General features: G+C 67.7%; 14 protein-coding genes and 2 pseudogenes. 6 read left to right on the top strand and 10 right to left on the bottom strand.

What is annotated here, in order from left to right; all coding sequences use genetic code 11:
- Positions 1 to 2: 2 nt before the first annotated feature.
- From AC1DYU_RS09750 to AC1DYU_RS09735, 4 genes are all read right to left on the bottom strand, one after another.
- A complete protein-coding gene (locus AC1DYU_RS09750; protein ID WP_476791451.1) occupies positions 3 to 3458 on the bottom strand; it encodes a chromosome segregation SMC family protein in 3456 nt (1151 codons plus the stop codon).
- A gap of 168 nt (positions 3459 to 3626) precedes the next feature.
- Positions 3627 to 4247 (bottom strand): DsbA family protein, encoded by a 621-nt coding sequence (locus tag AC1DYU_RS09745; protein ID WP_476791450.1) that lies wholly within the window; start codon positions 4245 to 4247, stop codon positions 3627 to 3629.
- 109 nt (positions 4248 to 4356) lie between these two features.
- The gene (locus tag AC1DYU_RS09740) at positions 4357 to 4869 is read right to left on the bottom strand and encodes a DUF721 domain-containing protein (protein WP_476791449.1); all 513 of its coding nucleotides are present in this window, start codon (positions 4867 to 4869) and stop codon (positions 4357 to 4359) included.
- Between the two features lie 79 nt (positions 4870 to 4948).
- Complete coding sequence (locus tag AC1DYU_RS09735) at positions 4949 to 5689, bottom strand: SDR family oxidoreductase (protein ID WP_476791448.1); 741 nt, start codon at positions 5687 to 5689, stop codon at positions 4949 to 4951.
- Between the two features lie 81 nt (positions 5690 to 5770).
- Here AC1DYU_RS09735 and AC1DYU_RS09730 point away from each other — a divergent pair, with 81 nt between their 5' ends.
- The 3 genes from AC1DYU_RS09730 to mutY all read left to right on the top strand — a co-directional run bounded on the left by AC1DYU_RS09730 (position 5771) and on the right by mutY (position 8128).
- Positions 5771 to 6421: a TetR/AcrR family transcriptional regulator gene (locus AC1DYU_RS09730; RefSeq protein WP_476791447.1), complete on the top strand. Its 651-nt coding sequence runs from the start codon at positions 5771 to 5773 to the stop codon at positions 6419 to 6421.
- A 97-nt stretch (positions 6422 to 6518) separates the two neighbouring features.
- Positions 6519 to 7079: a hypothetical protein gene (locus AC1DYU_RS09725; protein ID WP_476791446.1), complete on the top strand. Its 561-nt coding sequence runs from the start codon at positions 6519 to 6521 to the stop codon at positions 7077 to 7079.
- Positions 7076 to 8128 (top strand): A/G-specific adenine glycosylase, encoded by a 1053-nt coding sequence (gene mutY / locus AC1DYU_RS09720; protein ID WP_476791445.1) that lies wholly within the window; start codon positions 7076 to 7078, stop codon positions 8126 to 8128. Before AC1DYU_RS09725 ends, mutY begins: the two co-directional genes overlap by 4 nt.
- A gap of 10 nt (positions 8129 to 8138) precedes the next feature.
- On the opposite strand, the gene AC1DYU_RS09715 is transcribed toward mutY, so the two are convergent.
- From AC1DYU_RS09715 to AC1DYU_RS09705, 3 genes are all read right to left on the bottom strand, one after another.
- Complete coding sequence (locus tag AC1DYU_RS09715; protein WP_476791444.1) at positions 8139 to 8870, bottom strand: peptidoglycan-binding protein; 732 nt, start codon at positions 8868 to 8870, stop codon at positions 8139 to 8141.
- Positions 8871 to 8987: 117 nt separating this feature from the next.
- A complete protein-coding gene (locus AC1DYU_RS09710) occupies positions 8988 to 10172 on the bottom strand; it encodes a DNA methyltransferase (RefSeq protein ID WP_476791443.1) in 1185 nt (394 codons plus the stop codon).
- 249 nt (positions 10173 to 10421) lie between these two features.
- The gene (locus tag AC1DYU_RS09705) at positions 10422 to 11051 is read right to left on the bottom strand and encodes a ribonuclease HII (RefSeq protein ID WP_476791442.1); all 630 of its coding nucleotides are present in this window, start codon (positions 11049 to 11051) and stop codon (positions 10422 to 10424) included.
- A gap of 117 nt (positions 11052 to 11168) precedes the next feature.
- Here AC1DYU_RS09705 and AC1DYU_RS09700 point away from each other — a divergent pair.
- Positions 11169 to 12065, top strand: a pseudogene (locus AC1DYU_RS09700) (translation factor GTPase family protein); the annotation flags it as partial.
- A 26-nt stretch (positions 12066 to 12091) separates the two neighbouring features.
- On the opposite strand, the gene AC1DYU_RS09695 reads toward AC1DYU_RS09700, so the two are convergent.
- A complete protein-coding gene (locus AC1DYU_RS09695; RefSeq protein WP_476791732.1) occupies positions 12092 to 13213 on the bottom strand; it encodes a PA0069 family radical SAM protein in 1122 nt (373 codons plus the stop codon).
- Positions 13214 to 13409: 196 nt separating this feature from the next.
- Between AC1DYU_RS09695 and AC1DYU_RS09690 the strand changes: the two genes are divergently transcribed.
- Both AC1DYU_RS09690 and AC1DYU_RS09685 read left to right on the top strand, forming a co-directional pair.
- Positions 13410 to 13898: a glycosyltransferase family A protein gene (locus AC1DYU_RS09690; RefSeq protein WP_476791441.1), complete on the top strand. Its 489-nt coding sequence runs from the start codon at positions 13410 to 13412 to the stop codon at positions 13896 to 13898.
- A 94-nt stretch (positions 13899 to 13992) separates the two neighbouring features.
- Positions 13993 to 14224, top strand: a pseudogene (locus tag AC1DYU_RS09685) (cupin domain-containing protein); the annotation flags it as partial.
- Positions 14225 to 14376: 152 nt separating this feature from the next.
- On the opposite strand, the gene AC1DYU_RS09680 reads toward AC1DYU_RS09685, so the two are convergent.
- Both AC1DYU_RS09680 and ypfJ read right to left on the bottom strand, forming a co-directional pair.
- The gene (locus AC1DYU_RS09680; protein ID WP_476791440.1) at positions 14377 to 15747 is read right to left on the bottom strand and encodes an ABC transporter substrate-binding protein; all 1371 of its coding nucleotides are present in this window, start codon (positions 15745 to 15747) and stop codon (positions 14377 to 14379) included.
- 354 nt (positions 15748 to 16101) lie between these two features.
- The gene (gene ypfJ / locus AC1DYU_RS09675; RefSeq protein ID WP_476791439.1) at positions 16102 to 16995 is read right to left on the bottom strand and encodes a KPN_02809 family neutral zinc metallopeptidase; all 894 of its coding nucleotides are present in this window, start codon (positions 16993 to 16995) and stop codon (positions 16102 to 16104) included.
- Positions 16996 to 17022: the final 27 nt, after the last annotated feature.

Below are 17022 nucleotides of genomic sequence, written 5' to 3'. Positions count from 1 at the left end.
GCTCAGACCGCTTCGCGGATGCGCTCGGCCGTCGCGAGATCGACCGAGACCATCTGGCTGACGCCGCGCTCGGCCATGGTGACGCCGAAAAGCCGGTCCATCCGCGCCATGGTGATCGGGTTGTGGGTGATCAGGATGAAGCGGGTCTGGGTGTCGCGCGCCATCTCGTCGAGCAGGTCGCAATAGCGCTCGACATTGGCGTCGTCGAGCGGCGCATCGACCTCGTCGAGCACGCAGATCGGCGAGGGATTGGTCAGGAACACCGCGAAGATCAGCGCGGTCGCGGTCAGGGCCTGCTCGCCGCCCGAGAGCAGCGTCATCACCTGCGGCTTCTTGCCGGGCGGCCGGGCGAAGATCTCGAGCCCGGCATCGAGCGGGTCCTCCGCATCGACCAGTTTCAGCTCGGCCGTCCCCCCGCCGAAGAGCACGGCGAACAGCCGCTGGAACTGTCCGTTGACGATCTCGAAGGCGGCCAGAAGCCGCTCGCGCCCCTCGCGGTTGAGCGCGCTGATCGCCTGCCGCAACCGGCGGATCGCCTCGCTCAGATCGTCGCGCTCGCCCGTCAGCCCCTCGCGCTTGGCCTTGATCTCGATCAGTTCGTCCTCGGCCCGCAGATTGACCGCGCCAAGCCGCTCGCGCTCGGCCTTCAGCCCCGCTAGGCGCCGCTCGACCCCGTCCTGCTCCGGCGGGTCCTCGCCGGCCTTCAGCCCGGCCATCGCCTGTAAACCGTCGAGACGGGTCTCCAGACCATCCTCGATCTGCCGAGCCACATCCGAGGCGCGCTGGCGCGCCGCCTCCAGCTTGGCCTCGGCGGCGGCCCGGATCTCGCGCGCGCCCGACAGGCCTTCCAGCGCTATGCGCGCCTGCCGATCAGCCTCGGCCAGCGCCGCCTCGCCGATGGCCAGCCGGTCGGCAGCCTCGCGCCTTTGCGTCTCCGCGCTCTCGATCTCGGCGACCAGCCGGCGCCGCTCGGTCAGGAAGGTGTCGGGGGCCTCCAGCAGCGCTGCTTGCTCCGCAGCGACCGTCTCGATTCGGCGCCGCGTTTCCTCGGCAGTCTGGCCGCCGGTCTCTGCGCGCTCGCGCCAGGCTTTGACGTCGGCGGCGATGGCGGCGCGGCGGCTCGCCCGCAGTTCCGCCTCGCGCGACAGGGTCTGCACCCGCGCCCGGGCATCCGAGGCTGCGATGCGCTGTTCGCCAAGCGCGACGCGCGTCTTCAGCAGCGTGCTCTCCAATTCGGCCGAGGGCGGCAGCGCCGCGACCGACTGCTCCTGCGTTGCAGCCTGCGCGGCAGCCTCCGCGATGGTCTGGCCGAGCCGGCCGATCGCCTCCGTCAGGGCCGAGCGCCGCGTCGCGACCTCGCTGGCCTTGCGTTCCGCCACAGCGAACTGCTCGCGCGCCTGGTCGAGCAGGCGCCGCGCCTGGCGGGCGGCATCGAGCGCCGTCGCCTCGGCCTGCGCGGCCACTTTCGCGTCCTGCATCGCCAGATCGAGCGCCTCCCGGGCGGCTTCGGCGGCTTCCTGCGCGCCTTGCGCCTCGCGTTCGAGATCGCCGAGCCGGTTCTTCTCGGCGAGCCGCCGGGCGGCGGGGGAGGGCGCCTCGGCCGCGCCGGTAAAACCGTCCCAGCGCCAGATGTCGCCCTCGCGCGAGACCAGCCGCTGCCCGGGCTTCAGGGCTTCGCGCAGGCGCGGGCCTTCGCCGCGCGCCACGACGCCGATCTGGGCGAGGCGACGTTTCAGCGCGTCGGGGCCGCGCACATGCGCGGCAAGCGGCTCGGCGCCCGCCGGCAGGGCCGGATCGTCCGCACCCGGCCCGGTATCGCGCCAATGGCTCGGTGCGGAGAGATCGGTGGCGGCATCGAGATCGTCGCCGAGCGCCGCCCCCAGCGCCACCTCGAAACCCTTGGCGACAGCGATCGAATCGAGGATCGCTGGCCAGCGCCCGCCGCTCGCCGGCGCCAGCAGCTTCTGCAGCGTCCGGATCTCGGTCTCCAGCCGCTGCGCCCGGCGGTCGGCATCAGTCAGCGGCGCCCGCATCTGCGTCTCACGCTCGCGGGCAGTCGCCAATGCCGATCGTGCCGTGGCCGCAGTCGCATCGCTGTCGCGCATCGCGGTCTCGGCGCTGGCGACGGCATTGCGCAACCCTTCGAGCGGCACGGCGGCTGCGCTGGCATCGAGCGCTGTCTGGTCGCGCAGCAGGCGCTCGCGCTCCGAAGCCGCGCGGGTCTCACGCTCCCTGGTCTCGCGCAGCGCCCGTTCCAGCGCCCCGCGCCTCGCGCCGAGCTCGGACAGAGCCGCTTGCGCTGCGGTGTGGTCGGCCTCCGCCGTGGCGAGCGCGGCTTCGGCCTCAGCCAGCGCTGCGGCAGCCGTCTGGGCTCCCTCAGTCGCGCCCTCGCCATCGCGGGCCAGCGCCGCATCCTCGTCGGCCAGCCTTGTCAGGCTCTCGGTCGCGTCGCGCGCCACGCTCTCCTGCCGGGCGAGATCGCCCTGCAACTCCGCCAGCCGCCGGCCAAGCTCTTCGGCCCGCTGTTTGGCGCGCCTGTTCTCGGCTTCCAATTCGTCGAGCCCGCGTTTGAGCCGCACCAGCCCTGCAGCGGCTGACGCCTCGCCTTCACGCAGCGCCGGCAATTCATGGGCGGCCACGGCCTGCCGTTTGGCGGCTTCCGCCTGGATGCCGGTCTGGTCGGCGACCCCGCGCAGCGCCGCCTCCAGCGCCCGCTCGGCATGGGCCTCCTGCGTCCGCGCCTCGTGATGCGCGATCAGCGCCAGCGTCGCCTCGGCCCGGCGGATGTCGGAGGCGAGGCTACGATAGCGCGAGGCCTGCCGTGCCTGGCGCTGCAGCGCCTCGATCTGCTGGTCGATCTCGCCGAGCACATCTTCCAGCCGGGTCAGGTTCTCCTCAGCGCCCTTCAGCCGCAATTCCGCTTCGTGGCGGCGGCTGTGCAGCCCGGCGATGCCGGCGGCGTCCTCAAGGATGCGCCGGCGCGATTGCGGCTTGGCCGAGATGATTTCGGCGATCTGACCTTGCCTGACGAGAGCGGGCGAGCGCGCGCCCGTGGCGGCATCGGCGAAGAGGAGCTGCACGTCCCGCGCCCGCACCTCCTTGCCGTTGACGCGATAGGTCGAGCCCTCCTCGCGCTCGATCCGGCGGGTGACTTCGAGCACGTCGGTCTCGTTGAAGGCGGCCGGCGCCTTGCGGTCGGTATTGTCGAGCGTCAGCGCGACCTCGGCCATGTTGCGGCCGGGGCGCTCGTTGGAGCCGGCGAAGATGACGTCGTCCATCCCCGAGCCGCGCATGTTCTTGAATGAGCTTTCACCCATCACCCAGCGCAACGCTTCGACGAGATTGGACTTGCCACAGCCATTGGGCCCGACGACGCCGGTCAGCCCGGGCTCGATCAGGAATTCCGTCGGCTCGACGAAGGTCTTGAAGCCGGTGAGTTTCAGGCGCGTGAGATGCATCGACGCGCCTCGCTCGCCCTACCCACCGCCGTCATCCCGGACAAGCGGCGCAGCCGCGCAGCTCCGGGATCCATCATAGGGAACGACGGCGCTCTAGGATGGATCCCGGAGCTCCGCTTCGCTGCGTCCGGGATGACTTGGAGACTGTATCGACGAAGACAGCCATCCTCAGCCCGCCAGCAGCGGCTCCAGCAGCTTGTCGAATTCGGCGATCGAGAGCGCACCTGAACGCTTCTGCCCGTTGATGAAGAAGGTCGGCGTCGAGTCCACGCCAGCCTTGGCTCCACGATCCTTCACGACTGTGACGGCGTCATAGATATCCTGCCTTTTCAAGCAGGCTTCAAACGAATCCTGTGTGAAACCGGCCTGCTTGACCATGGCCGAGAGCGCATCGACCGGCTTGTCGGTGAAGGCCCAGGCCCGCTGCTGGGCGAAGAGCAGGTCGGTCATCGCGACGTATTTGTCGTTGCCATTGCAGCGCGCCAGCATGAAGCCCGCCGTCGCCAGCGGATCGAGCGGGAATTCGCGCAGCGTGAAGCGCACCTTGCCGGTGTCGATGTACTTCGCCTTCAGCGCCGGCCAGGTGTCCTTGTGGAAGGCCGCGCAATGGCCGCAGGTCAGCGAGGCGTATTCGATGATCGTGACCTTGGCGCTCTCCGGGCCGAGCCAGACATCGCCGAGCGGGCCGGGCGTGGCGAGATCGGCCTGGGCCTGCGCCGCGGGCGAACCCAGCATCGCGGCGGCCGCGAGCCCGGCTGTCCCCGTCAGAAGCTGTCGCCTGTTCGTCATGGTACTCGTCCCTGGAAGTGCAGATGGCTGAAAGTCGCAAATCGCTTGCCGGGACCATAGAGGCCGCAACGATTGTGGCAAGATCGTCACCGCCCGTTGTTGCGCCTGCTCACGAAGCCGTGTCGAGGGCGCTGCGCTTCGTGCCCTGAACCACATGCTTCTCCGCGACATGGCGCCCGAGCCGCTCCAGCGAAGCCCGCAAGGCCGGGTCGGAAACGCCGGAGACCTGCTGCTCGACACGCGCCGCGATGGCCGGATCAAGCGGCTGCGGCGCGCGTTTCGGCGCGGCTGCCTCGACCGGCCCCTGCTTGAGCACGAGCTTGCCGACGGCGCGCCAGCCGAGATGGGTGTTGACCCGTTCCAGCACGATCGGTCCGAGCTGCTGCATTTCGAGCGCAAAGGCGCTCTCGACGCGCACCACCATCGTCGCCGGCTCGGCCGTCTCGCCCGGCGCTGGCCTGCGGCGCGGCCAGTCGATCTTGAGCGGCCGCGTGCGCAGGCTCAGCCGCTCGCCGACGATCTCGGGCCAGAGCGAGACGATCGCCCGCCCGGCAAAGCCCTGCGCCGCCAGCGCGGGCGCCAGCAAATCGTCGATCAGATCGGCAAGGGGTTTCACGGCCATGCGCCATTGTGGGCGCGCGTCGATCCGCCCGCAAGCCTGCGGGCGGATCGGATCGTCAGGGTGAGCGGATCGTTGCGGCTCAGGCGTTAGCACCGCCATCGACGGAGATGCCGGTGCCTGTGATCTGCCGCGCGGCCGGGCTGGCCAGGAAGGCGACGGCCGCCGCGACATCCTCCGGCTTGCCGTAATGGCCGAGTGCGGTCAGTGCGCGCTGGCCGTCCGCGTCCTCGCCCGTCGCCGGGTTCATGTCGGTGTCGGTCGGGCCAGGATGCACCAGGTTGACGGTGATGCCGCGCGGCCCAAGTTCGCGGGCCAGTCCACGCGTGAAGGCGAGCAGCGCCGACTTCGTCATCGAATAGATCGTGATGCCGGGGAAGGGCACACGCTCGGCGAGGCAGGAGCCGATCGAGACGATGCGGCCGCCCTCCGACAGATGCGCGATCGCGGCCTGCGAGGCCAGCACGACGGAGCGGATGTTGACGGCGAGCAGCGCGTCGATATCGGCAAGGCTCGCCTCTGCCACGGGGCCACCACGGGCGATGCCGGCATTGTTCACGAGGATGTCGAGGCCGCCGAGGCTCTGCGCCGCCTGATCGACGGAGCGTTTCACGGCCTCCGCATCGGCGCTGTCGGCCTGGATCGCGAAGCCGCGCCGCCCCTTCGCCTCAATGGCGCGCACCACCTCCGCCGCCCGTTCGGCCGAGCGCTCATAGGTGATGGCGACATCTGCGCCCTGTTCCGCCAGCGCCAGGGCGATCGCCGCTCCGATGCCGCGCGATGCGCCGGTGACGAGGGCGCGCTTGCCAGTCAATTCAATCATGGTTCGATCTTTCTGTATTGAACGATACAGAATTAGCTAGGCACGTTGCCTCCTGGCGTCAAGGGAATTATATATCGACCGATGCAGAAATCGGGTGGACAGAATTCCGGAGTTGAGTCGGCGCGCAGCCGGGGCCGCCCGCGCCGCTTCGATCGTGAGGCGGCGCTGGCAACGGCGACCCGCCTGTTCTGGCTGAAGGGCTATGCGGCAACCTCCGTCGCAGACCTCACCGACGCGATGGGGATCGGTTCGCCGAGCCTCTATGCGGCGTTCGGCTCCAAGGAGGAGCTCTATGCCGAGGCTTTGCGCTATTACGCAGAACGTTACGAGGGCCTGGTCTGGCAGAACTTTCGCGCTGCTCCCACGGCACGCGAGGCGGTGACGGCGCTGCTCATGGATTCGGCGGCGGCGCTGACCGGCTCTTGCAGCCAGAACGACCCGCTCGGCTGTATGGTAACCCTCTCGGCCGTCGGCAGCGAAGGCCATGCCGAACTCGGCGAGCGGGTGCGGGCCGCGCGGACCTTGGCTCTGACGCGTGTGGAAGAGCGCCTCGCCCGCGCGGTCGCTGACGGCGAACTCCCCGCGGATACCGACATTCCCGGCCTCGCGCGTCTTGGTGTGGCGGTGCAGAACGGCATGTCGATCCTTGCCCGCGACGGCGCCAGCCGCGCCGAACTCGAGGCCGCGGCCCGTCACGCCATGCGAGCCTGGCCGGAGCCGGATCGAACCTGAACCACATCGACCATCGCATGATTGTGCGTCTGTAGCCGGGGTCCTAAAAGGCCCACGGGCTGGTTGGGGAACGACGATGCGCTGGGTTGTGGCGGCGATGGCCGCTTTTTTTGGGTTGGGTGGCGAGGCCTTGGCGGTCGAGTTCCTGCAGAAGGGGATCGTGCTGGCGATCGGCGGACCCATCCGCAATGGCGATCAACATCTGCTGCGCGACTATCTCGGGCGGCCGGAAGCCGGCCAGATCAAGGTCGTTTATCTGAGCAGCGTCGGCGGCTTCATCTTTCCGGCGAATGAGATGGCCCGGCTGATCCGTGAAAAAGGCTATGCCACGGTTGTCGACGCGGCTCGCGGACAGTGCAGCAGTGCCTGCACCGGGCTCTTCGCCGCCGGCACGCGACGTTACTACCTGAACGCCGGCTTTTCCGACGGTGACGCCAAGCAGCGCGGCGGCCTCGGTTTTCATGCCGGCAGCTCGGTCGGCCGTACCGGCCATGACTATTCCGGCGCTGCCAGCGCCGCCATGATCGCGATGTATTATGAGATGGGCGTCCCCGGCGCCGCCTCGTTGATGACGGGCTCCGAATTCAAGGGCGTCCATCGGCTCTCCGGCAAGACGGCGCTCTCGCTCGGCATCGCGACCAACCTGTCGCTTCCATGAGAGCAGGGCCCGCCGCCGCCGATCTCCTCGCCTGGTACGACCGCCACCGTCGTGTCCTGCCCTGGCGCGCGCTGGCCGGTGAGCGGGCCGATCCCTACCGGGTCTGGGCCTCCGAGATCATGCTGCAGCAGACCACGATCGCGGCGGTGAAGCCCTATTACGAGCGCTTCATGGCGCGCTTCCCGACCGTGGCCGCGCTCGCGGCCGCGCCCTCCGAGGAGGTCATGCAGGCTTGGGCGGGCTTGGGTTACTATTCGCGCGCTCGCAATCTCCATGCCTGCGCGATGGCCGTCGTCGCCAACCATGGCGGGCGCTTTCCCGACACCGAGGACGGCCTGCGCACCCTGCCGGGCATCGGCGCCTATACGGCCGGCGCCGTCGCGGCGATCGCCTTCAACCGGCCCGCCGCAGCGGTGGACGGCAATGTCGAGCGGGTGATGACGCGGCTCTTCACCATAGAGGATCTGCTGCCCGGCGCCCGCCCGCTGGTGCGCGAGCGCGTTCTGGCGCTAATGCCGCACGACCGGCCGGGCGATTTCGCGCAAGGCTTGATGGATCTCGGCGCCACCATCTGCACACCGCGCAATCCGGCTTGCGGCCTGTGCCCCTGGCGCGAGCCCTGCCTCGCCCGCATCGCGGGCACGCAGGAGAGCTTTCCGAGAAAGGCGGCGAAGAAGGCTGGCGCCACCCGCTATGGCGCGGCTTTCGTGCTGCGGCGCGAGGATGGCGCGCTGCTGCTGCGCACCCGTCCGCCCAAGGGCCTGCTCGGCGGCATGGCCGAGGTGCCGACCAGCGAGTGGCGCGCCGACTACGAGCTGGACGGCGCCGCTCAGGACGCGCCGGTCGTCACCCGCTGGCGCCAGTTGGCCCCGCCGGTGCGGCATGTCTTCACGCATTTCCCGCTGGAGTTGACGGTGTTTGTCGCGACGGCCCCCGCCGGCATGCAGGCCCCGCCGGGCATGCGCTTCACAGCCGTCGGCCGCCTCGGCGAGGAGCCGTTTTCGAGCGTGATGTTGAAAGTTCTGGAGACGGCCGGCGCTATGGCATGACGCCCCGGGCTTATTGCAACTCGAAGACGCGATAGGTCATCGTCGGCAGCTCGACGGCCCATTTCGCATAGCCCTTAGAGTAGATCTTGCCGCGATTGGGCGGCCAGGGGTCGTGGATCCGCAGAGTGGTGCCGAGCCCGTCGCCCTCGCCATCGCCGCGCATACCAACGATCACGATCATATGGCCGGGGCTGCCGCGGCCGGCGGTGTATTCACCGACGTTCCAGAGCATGTCGAACATCAGCGGGCCGCGCATCAGCGCCTGTTTCAGCTTGTCGACCGACCAGGATTGCGGCGCGTTGCAGAGCAGCCCGTGAATCTTGCCGTAGCGGGTGCCGGAGACGATGGCCTGGTCGGTTTCAGACGAGTTCGCCAGGCTGCCATCGGGCAGGATCATGTCCGCCGGCGTCTTGGCGATGACGATCGGCACCGTCGACCTCTTCATCATCGCGGTCGATGTCGCCCAGCAGGTCGTATTCGTCGGCTGGGCGATGAAGGAAATCTTGTGCAGGATCGGCGTGAAGGCTTCCGTGTTGTAGAGGCAGGACTGCGTGGCAGCTCCCGCCTCGCCATCCTCGACGAGCCAGTTCGCCTTCTGGAATGCCTTGACCGCGGTGCGCGTCAGGTTGCCGAAGCGTGCATCGGGTACGAGTGGCGGCTTGGGCTTCAGCTTGGCGTTCAGGGCTTCCTGGAGTTTCTTGACCTCCGCCCCTGTCGAGCCGGCCTTGAGGATCGTCACCATCGCCGCCGCCTCCGTGCCAGACGCCTCTCTTGGCGGAGACGACCATAGGTCAGCGCGGCAGGCCCAACGTCATTTGAACGAAGGATAGGCCGCCAAGATCGGCACTGGGGCCGCCTGTCAGGCCGCCGCCATCTGCGTCCGGATTTCGGCCCGAAGGTTGTCGAGCAGCATCAGCCCGCCCGGCCGTTCGACATGCCAGAAGGTCCAGCCATTGCAGCTCGGCAGGCCCTGCGCCAGCGCGCCGACCTTGTGGATCGAGCCGACTGCCGGCCCCAGCACCAGCGTGCCGTCGGCGCGGATCACCGCCTTGTGGCGGCGCTTCTCGTCGGTCACGGCCTCGCCGGCCTTGACCAGCCCGGCCTCGACCAAAGAGAGGAACGGCACGCGCGGCTCGCTGCGCTTGGAGGGCGCGATCGCGAAGGCCTCCGGCGGCAGCGGCGTGATCGCGTCGATGCGCTTGCGGGCGGCATCGGCATAGGTGGCGTCGCGCTCGCAGCCGATGAAATGCCGGCCGAGCGCCTTGGCGACGGCGCCCGTCGTGCCCGTGCCGAAGAACGGATCGAGGATCACGTCGCCGGGATTGCTGGCCGAGAGCATGACGCGGGCGAGCAGGGCTTCCGGCTTCTGCGTCGGATGCACCTTTGCGCCGAGTGCGTCCTTCAGGCGCTCCTCGCCGGTGCACAGCGGCAGATACCAGTCCGAGCGCATCTGGAGGTCGTCATTGCCCCCTTTCAGCGCCTCGTAATGGAAGGTGTATTTGGAACTCTCGCCGCGCGCCGCCCAGATCAGCGTCTCATGCGCATTGGTGAAGCGCCGGCCGCGGAAATTCGGCATCGGGTTGGCCTTGCGCCAGACGATGTCGTTCAGCATCCAGAAGCCGAGATCCTGCAGGATCGAGCCGACACGGAAGATGTTGTGATAGCTGCCGATGACCCAGAGCGCGCCGTCGGGCTTCAGCACGCGGCGGCAGGCCGAAAGCCAGGCGTGGGTGAAGGCGTCGTATTCGGCAAAGGACGAGAACTTGTCCCAGTCGTCGTCGACGGCATCGACGAGGCTGTCGTCCGGCCGGCGCAGATCGCCGCCAAGCTGGAGATTATACGGAGGGTCGGCGAAGACGAGGTCGACGCTGGCCGCCGGCAGCCGTTCGATCGCGGCGATGCAGTCGCCGACGAGGACCTGGTCGAGCGGGAGTTCGAGCGGGACGCTCGCAGGCTTCAATCGGGACTGCAGCGCGGGCCGTCCGGTACGCGGAACCTGAATCCGGACGGCGGCGCTGGTAGCCTCGGCACGCAAAATACCCATGACGCCCCAAGACCGTTACGCAACTTCAACAGTCGCGATCATGCCGAGTCAGGGTAAAAGCCGGGTTTCCGCGATGAAAAAAATGCGTCTCGTTTTGGGGCTGCAGTTTTTGCCCAGCCCCTTTGGTGGATAAGGGCAATTGCTAAGAGCGGGTTAATGGTCGGAGGCTCGCAGCGCACGCGATTCCCTCGCTGTCATGGTCGGGACAAGCCCGACCATGACAGCGGAAACGTCTGGCGACGCTCCCGGTCACCGCCGCCAGACGCCCTTCACCGGCGCGAACGAGTAGCGATGCTCGGCGCAGGGGCCGTGCGCCTGCAGCGCCGCGCGATGCTGCGGCGTGCCGTAACCGGCATGGGCCGAGAAGCCATAGGCCGGATAGCGCTGGCACAGCCGCGCCATCATCGCGTCGCGCGTCACCTTGGCGATGATCGAGGCCGCCGCGATCGAGGCCACCAGCGCATCGCCGCCGATGATGGATTCGCAGGAGCAGGCCAGCACCGGCGGGTCGTTGCCATCGACCAGCACGCTGAGCGGCTGGACCGGAAGCGCCGCCACCGCCCGGCGCATCGCCAGCAACGTCGCCTGCCGGATATTGATCGTATCGATCTCGACGGCGGTCGCGCTGGCGATGCCGATGGCGAGCGCCGATCCGGCGATGATCTCGAACAGTTCCTCGCGCCGGGCCGGCGTCAGGTTCTTGGAATCATCGAGCCCATCCGGCACGGCCTGCGGATCGAGGATGACGGCAGCCGCCACCACAGGCCCGGCCAGCGGCCCGCGCCCGACCTCGTCGATCCCGGCGAGCGGCCAGAGTCCTTTGGAGATTGCATGCGTCTCGCGATGGAAATGGGCGGTCATGGCGGGCTTATGCAACATCCGGTGCCGGTGTGCGATGCTCTCGACGAAGCTGTCCACGGCATCAGCCCGATCATTGCCGCCGAACGGGAGCCATGCGAGATTCTGCCAATGCAGGACGTGCCGTCATCCTCCCCGCCGCTGATCTCGATTGCGATCGAGCCAAAGTCCAGGGCCGATCAGGCGAAACTGGGCATGGCGTTGACGAAGCTCGCCAGTGAAGATTCGTATCTGCGCGTCTCGACCGATCCGGAGTCCGGGCAGACCATCCTGGGCGGCCGGAGCGAGTCGCACCTTGACGATGTCATCCATGCGTTGAAGGACGGATTTGGGCCCTCCTTCAACATCGGTGGGCCGCAGGTGGCCTATCGCGAGACGATCACCAGCAAGGTGGAGATCGACTACATCCACAAGACGCAGACCGGCGGCCTCGGCCAGTTCGCCCGCGTCAAGCTGGTGGTCGAGCCCAACGAGATCGGCAACGGCCTCGCATTCGACGAGGGCGTCGCGTTTGAGTCGAAGATCGCCGGCGGCGCGGTGCCGGAGGACTACATCGTAGGCGCCGAGAAGGGCGTGAGCTCGGTCATCGGCTCGGGTGTGCTCGCCGGTTTCCCCGTGGTCGACGTCAAGGTGACGCTGATCGACGGCGCCTTTCACGAGGTCGACTCCTCGGCCCTGGCCTTCGAAATCGCTTCGCGCGCTGCGTTTCGCAAAGGCCTGCAGCAGGGCAGCCCGGTGCTGCTCGAGCCGATCATGGAGGTCGAGGTCGTGACCTCGGAAGATTATACCGGTTCGGTCATCGCCGATCTCAAATCGCGCCGCAGCCGCGTCGAAGGCCGCCAGAACCGCGGAGCCGACATCGTCATCGACGCGACGGCGCCGCTCTCGCATCTGTTCGGCTACGCCACCCAGTTGCGCGCCCTGACCGAGGGGCTTGGCACCGTGACGATGCGGTTCTTCCGCTACGAAATGGTCCCTTCGACGCAAGATGGCGGCGAGCCTCCGCCCGCCGTTGCCGCGGCCCTGCGCGCCTGACGGCCACCGACCCGACCGCGCCGCCGTCAGAACAAGCTCAGCTGCACCTTCTCCTTCTCCGGCCTAAGGAACAGGTCGCTGCGCAGCCGCGTCCTTGCCCCGTTGAAGCCGAACCGCTCGGCCGCCATCTCGAAGCGCCGGCCGATCATCCAGGCATAGGGGCCCGAGCCGACCATGCGCTGGCCCCAGTTCGCGTCGTAATCCTTGCCGCCGCGCGTCGAGCGGATCAGCGAGACGACATGGCGGAGCTTGTCGGGATGGTGCGTCAGGAGCCAGTCCTGCACGAGGTCCTTCACCTCCAGCGGCAGCCGCAGCAGCACATAGCCAGCCTCGCGCGCACCGGCAGCCTTGGCGGCGTCGAGGATGCGCTCGATCTCGTGCTCGTTGATCGCCGGGATGATCGGCGCGACCAGTACGGTCACCGGGATGCCCGCCTCCGACAGCGCCTTGATCGTCTCCAGCCGCTTGGCCGGCGAGGCGGCGCGCGGCTCCATGCCGCGTGCGACCTTGGGGTCGAGCGTCGTCACGGAGATCGCCACCTTGGCCAGCCCCTTGGCCGCCATCGGAGCGAGGATGTCGATGTCGCGCTGCACCAGCGCCGATTTCGTCACGATCCCGACCGGATGGTTGAAGCGCTCCAGCACCTCGAGGATGCCGCGCATGATCCGCAGCTTCCGCTCGATCGGCTGATAGGCGTCGGTGTTGGTGCCGATCGCGATGGTGCGCGGCTGGTAGGAGGCCGCTGATAGCTCCTTCTCGAGCAGCAGCGCCGCATCGGGCTTGGCCGTCAGCTTGCTCTCGAAATCGAGCCCGGGCGACAGGCCGAGATAGGCATGGGTCGGCCGCGCGAAGCAGTAGACGCAGCCATGCTCGCAGCCGCGATAGGGGTTGATCGAACGGTCGAACGAGATATCGGGCGAGTCGTTCTTGGTAATGATGGTGCGCGCCCTCTCGACCGAGACCTCGGTCTTGAAGGCCGGCAACTCGCCGAGCGAGCCCCAGCCATCATCCTCAGGCGTACGCTGCTCGGCCTCGTAGCGCGCGCCCGGATTGAGCGTCGCGCCGCGCCCGCGCCGCCGGTCTGGATCGATGCGATGGCCGATATGGGCGAGCGGATCGACGGGCGCGACGCGCGCGGACACCGACATTGGCGCCGCGTCATGCCGCTTGAGCGGCTGGGCCGGAATCGGCCGCGATGAGGCTCTGCCTTGGCTCATGGCGTTGAACCATTCCTGAAAATCGCCGGGAATCGACGATATCTGTGACTGTGAATGTGAACATATAGAGAACAGATTGCAAGTGACAGGATTGCGACATGCTGCGCTGCGCCATAAGGATTTGCGCATGCTCACTGCGGTCATACGCGTCGCTGGCTCGGCTGAGGCGCTGGCCGCGACCTTCTCGGTTCTCATCCCGGCCGTCGCCGACGGCTTCCTCGGCCACGCCGTTGTGGTCGATGCATCGGGCCATGCCGATATCGAGCGCCTCGCCGATGCGACGGGCGCGAGCTATCTGCGCGTAGGCGGGGCCGAGGGCTGGCATCTCGGCGCGGCCCAGGCGCGCGGTGACTGGCTGTTCCTGCTCGAAGCAGGCGACGTGCCGCAGCCGCACTGGGCCCAGGTCGCCGAGCGCCATCTTATCGTCGCGCCCGACGCACCGGCGCTGATTCCGCTGCGCGGCGTCGCAGGCTCGCTACGCGAGCGGGCCGCCATCTCCTTCGGTCCCCGCCGCCTGCGTCCCGGGCTGATCGTCCCCAAGGGCCATGTCCTCTCGGGCCGCCTCGGAGCCGCGCCGCGTCGTCTGTCCGTCAGGCGCGAGCGCGCCGGGGACTGATGGGGGTGACGTCGCCGTAAGCCGGCGCACTGCGGCGTCAGGCTCTCCGGGCCATATCTATGCCGGAGACGGCAGTGAACAGGAGAAAGCGACGATGGAGATCAAGCGAAGCGGTTCTCAGCCCTCAGGCTAAGAGGTCGGCGGACCATTTCACAGGCGCTGTCCGCATCGGCCTGCTGTTCAACCCGCCCGAGCCGGCGCGGATCGCCACGGCGCTGGTCACCTTCGAGCCCGGCGCGCGCAGGGCCTGGCACACCCGCTCGCTCGACCTGACCCTGATCGTCACCGCCGGCTGTGGCTGGGTGCAGCGTGAGGGTGGCCCGATTCCGGCAGGCGCTTGAAAACGCCGCCCGCTTTTTGCGTGGGTTGATGATGAGGGGCGGGCGGCGCACCGCCAGGCGCGTTTTGTAATTTTCCGCAGAATGACCAGGCGCGGGGCCGGTTGGCCCGCGCCTGGCAACGGCGAGTGGGGCGAGGATCAGGCGGGCCTGACATTGAAGGGGTAGGGCGCGATCCCCTGCAGCACCCCGGTGATGGATTTGCGGTACGCTGTCTTGATGAAAAAGCGCCCGACGGGAATCGTCGCGCAATCTTCCATCGCCGTCGCGCCGATTGCCTCGGCGATGCGCGTCCGGTTCGCCTCGTCCTTCGCGTCGAGCCAATCCTGTATCATGGCCTCAGCCTTGGGGTTCTCCGGCCAGCCGAACCAACCAGATGTTCCCTGCTCGCGAACCAGCGAGGAGACCGCAGGGTTGGAGTAATTTGGTGCGCTGCCAAAGCTATGGAAAACGCTCCAGCCGCCCTTGTCGGTACTCTCGCGGCTGGCTCTTCTCTGCACCACCGTACCCCAGTCGCTTTCCCGGAGATCGACGTTGAAGCCGACGCGCTGCAGGAGGTCGGCAGTCACCTGCCCGAGCGGGCCGATGGCTGGAAAATCCGTCGGGTTGATGACGACGGTCTGCTCGCCCTTGTAGCCGGACTCCGCGAGAAGCTTCTTGGCAGCCTCGATATCGCCCTTCATGAGGGTCGAGCCGTAATCCTTTTCGTAGGCCGTCCCGCACGGATAGGGGCTCCGGCAGGCCGACCAGAGCGATTTGTCGTCGCCCTGTACAGCCTGCATGTAACTCTGCTGGTTCACCGCCATCATGAAGGCCTGGCGCACCTTCTTGTTGTTGAACGGCGCTTGGAGGTGATTGACCCGTGCGAAGGCGTGGCGCCCGCCCGGCTGATCGACCTGCAGCGTGATGCCGGCCTTCGCAAGCACCGGCAGAAGATCCGGCAGGGGCTGTTCCCACCAGTCGATTTCGCCATTCTGAATGGCAGCCGCGGCGGTTGCAGGGTCCGGCATGATGGTCCATTCGATGCGCGGAAAATGCGCGATCTTGGCCCCTGAACCCCATTCGACAGGCTCGGAGCGCGGAACATAGGCGCCGAATTTCTCATAGGCGCAGCGGCTGCCCGAGACGTATTCCCCGGGAAGGAAACGGTAGGGACCGGAGCCGACCGCCTCGGTGAAGGCCTTATAGGGATCGGTCTCGGCAAAACGCGCCGGCATGATCCAGGCAATACTGGAATCGGGTTTTGCGAGCGCATCCAAGAGGAGAGGGAAGGGGCGCGTGAGTTTGATGACGAGGGTCTTGTCATCCGGCGTCTCGTAGCGGTCGACGGTCTTCCCCATGATCTGGCCGAACGTGTCACGCTTGCTCCAGCGCTCGATGCTCGCCGCGCAATCACGGCTGCGCACGGGAGTCATGTCATGGAACATCAGGCCATCGCGCAACTTGATCGTCCAGGTGCGACCATCGTCCGAGACCTGGTGTCCCTCCGCCATCTGCGGGCGCGGCTTCATATCGGCCCCGCAGGCGTATAGGACGTCATAGACGTAATAGGCGTGGTTGTTGGTGACCGTTGCGGTTGTCCAGATCGGATCGAGCGACGTCAGATTCGCTTGCGGCACGAAACGCAGCGTCGCGACCTTCTGCGCGATGGCGGGCGCAGCAAAAAGCGTAGCGGCGCTTCCTGCCAGAAACGTACGGCGTCGCATGGTAACCTCCCTGTTATTATTTTTTTGAAAAGTAGGCTGTTGAGGCCAGTTTAGCGATGCCTTTTCTTCTCATTCCGGGCTGCACGGCGTACATCTATGATCGGGCTCATGGCGTGGCGCAGATCGGCCTCTCCCTCCCCGATCCGCGCCCTCATCCCCCTACAACTGCTGCGCCCTGAACGTGTCGCAGCTCTGCATCGAGCCGCTCTTCAGCCCGGTGTTGAACCAGCGCTGGCGCTGGGCCGAGGAACCATGCGTGAAGGAATCGGGCACCACCTCGCCGCGAGAGGCCTTTTGCAGCATGTCGTCGCCGATCGCTGCGGCCGTGCGCATCGCTTCCTCGACATCGCTCTGATCGATCCGCCCCATCGCCTGGATGTTATGCGCCCAGACGCCGGCGAAGCAGTCGGCCTGAAGCTCGATCCGCACCGAGATCTCGTTGGCCTTGACCTCGTTCGAGCGCTCGCGCAGCTCGTTGGCCTTGGGCAGGATGCCGATCAGGTTCTGGATGTGGTGGCCGACCTCGTGGCCGATCACATAGGCATAGGCGAAATCGCCGCCGCCGCCGAGCTTGCGCTGCATCTCCTGGAAGAAGGAGGTGTCGAGATAGACGCGCTTGTCGGGCGGGCAGTAGAACGGCCCCATCGCCGACTGCGCCCGGCCGCAGGCCGAACTGGTGGCGCGATTGAACAGGACCAGGCGCGGCTGCTCGTAGCGCTTGTTGGCCTGTTGCGGCAGAAGCTTCGTCCAGACATCCTCGTTCTGCGCCAGAACGGCCGAGACGAAGCGACCCATGTCGTCCGCCGGTGGCCCGGCCGAGCGGCGCGTTTCCTGCGTCGGAGCCTGTCGCCCACCGATGCCGCCGATCAGCTCTGCGCCGCCGATCAGCAGGCGCGGATCGATGCCGAGCGCCCAGCCGACGAGGCCGAGCACGACCATGGTGCCGATGCCCAGGCCTCCGCGCCCGCCGGGAAGGCCGGCGAAATCGCCGCCGCCACCGCCGCCGCGCCGGTCCTCGACATTCTCGGACTGGCGATAATCTTCCCATTGCATGGCGTCGGTCCCCGTAAGCCTGCGGGC

This window comes from Allobosea sp. P2_B12, assembly GCF_056404835.1.
This window is presented reverse-complemented; position numbering and strand designations above follow the sequence as displayed.